We start from the raw sequence: 2,185 nt of genomic DNA, 5'->3' as shown, positions 1-2,185 counted from the left end.
AGGAAGTTGTGGTGAAAGTCGGCCCGGAGCGCCCTGCCAGTGTTTCCACCGGTGGGTTTCTCCGGACCGCTTCCCGAACCGGACGTGCCCATTTCTGAGCATCCGGCTCTCCGCAAGTCCCGTTCGGGCATGGCGTTTCTCATCGGGTTGTCCCGCTGGTCCACGGATTGGGGATCGCCGCGCCCCGGTAGCGGTAGCGGGTCGTGCCCGCTGCACCGGGGTTGAACAAGGTCACCTCTCCGTCGCTGGGCCACCAGCCACCCCCGCAGTAGCGGCGGCGGAGTTCCTTCCAGTTGCTCTTGGGGTGCTTGCGGCGGATCCAGGCCCACACGTGCTCCCAGACGAAAGCACGCAGGTACTGGAAGGTCGCGAAGGACACCCCGGGCTGGAAGTAGGCGCACCAGCCCCGCAACATCCGATTCAGTGGGATGAGCAGGTCGGCCAGTGGTTGGTTCGTGGTCTGCCGGCACAAGGTCTTGACCTTGTCCTTGATGGAGGCCAGGGCCTTCTTCGAGGGATAGGTGTAGACGTAGTACCGGTCCTGGGTGCCCTTCTTGTGGTGGCGCTGGATGTGCCAGCCGAGGAAGTCCAGGCCTTCGTCGATATGGGTGATCAGGGTCTTGTCCGGCGACAGGCGCAGGCCCATCGTCGCCAGGACCTTCTCCGCCTCCAGGCAGAGGGCCTCGGCGTCGTGCCGGGCGCCTGAGACCATCAGGCACCAGTCATCCGCGTACCGGACCAGCCGGAAGTTCGCAAGACCGTTGGCGCGGCGCTTGTCCCTCTCCCACCGGGTGTTGATCGGGCCGCCGGGGGCCTGGGCGAAGTGTTCGTCCAGAACCGACAAGGCCATGTTGCTCAACAGCGGCGACAAGATCGAACCCTGCGGGGTACCGGCGTCGGTCTTGCGCAGCATGCGTTCCTCATCGAGGATGCCCGCCTTCAAGAACGCCTTCACCAGAGCCAGGACGCGTTTGTCTCCGATTCGAACCCGCACCCGTCCCATGAGGGCGGGATGCGAGATCTCGTCGAAACATGCCTTGATGTCGCCCTCTATCACCCACCGAAACGTGCGGGAGGATAGGTAGCGCACCTCGGCCACCGCGTCGTGAGCCCGGCGATTCGGACGGAACCCGTAGGAACACGGAAGGAAATCCGCCTCGAAAATCGGCTCCAACACCAGCTTCAAGGAAGCCTGGACCACCCGATCCGTGATCGTGGCGATGCCCAGGCGGCGGAGCTTGCCGTTTGCCTTGGGAATCATCCGCTCCCGGACGGGTACCGGCTGGAAACCACGGTCCTTCAGGCAGGTCCGCAGCCGGTCGAGGTACTCCTCGACCCCGGTCCACCGCACGACCGATACCGCGGTGTGACCGTCCACTCCGGCGGTCTTGGCTCCCTTGTTGCCCCGCACCCGATCCCAGGCGACCAGAAGGAACGCCGGGTCGGTGACGAGATTGAACAGATCATCGAACCGTCGATGAGAATCTTGCTTTGCCCAGCGGTGCAGCTTGGCCTGGATCTCCAGTACCCGATCGCGAGCCCGGTAAAGGGCCGGCTCCGAATCGTCGGTATTCACCGGCGGCCTCCTGGCATTCCAGTGCTTCGGCTGCTGACTTGCTGGCCCCCTTCGCCATGTGCGCGGCTTTCCCGCGCTCGGACTACTACGGGGCCTCCGCCCCACCTCGTGGCCATCAGCCGACGACGTGCCTGCCCGCCCCGCACCTGGCGGGTGAGGGGGAAGGGCGGCCACGGGTGGTTCCCACGTTCACTGCGAGACCGGTTCGCGGAGGAGGTGCCCGACTCTGCCCCGGCAGCATCGCCAGTGGTACGCCGCAGGCTTTCCCACCGGCCTCCTGGTCGACGAATACAGTTCGACGTCGGAGTTGACCACACCGACGGCTGCCCGCCGGGGTCACGCACTGCAGACCAGCCCATATCCACCAGGTTTGAGCTGGCACATCGCTTACGGAGCCTCATACACCGGTTCCTCTCGTACACCTTTCCGCGTTGCTTGCCGGACCCGGCCCGTCTGGTGATGCCAGACCGTCCCGGCGTTGTCAGGACTGCTCCCGCCCTCCCCGGCGTCTCCCGGTTCGGGCTGTCCTCAGCTTCAGCAGCCAGCTGCGACTGGCCGCAGGTCGGGGTCTTTCACCCCGACCCGGTCTTGCAGCGCCTCGTGGCGCAC

At 65.6% G+C, this 2,185-nt stretch carries 1 protein-coding gene; it reads right to left on the bottom strand.

What is annotated here, in order from left to right:
- Positions 1 to 139: 139 nt before the first annotated feature.
- Positions 140 to 1,576: a group II intron reverse transcriptase/maturase gene (gene ltrA / locus ACH34R_RS44050; RefSeq protein WP_397567610.1), complete on the bottom strand. Its 1,437-nt coding sequence runs from the start codon at positions 1,574 to 1,576 to the stop codon at positions 140 to 142.
- Positions 1,577 to 2,185 lie beyond the last annotated feature (609 nt).

The organism is Spongiactinospora sp. 9N601 (assembly GCF_044326295.1).
GTDB classification, from domain to species: Bacteria; Actinomycetota; Actinomycetes; order Streptosporangiales; family Streptosporangiaceae; genus Spongiactinospora; species Spongiactinospora gelatinilytica.
This window is presented reverse-complemented; position numbering and strand designations above follow the sequence as displayed.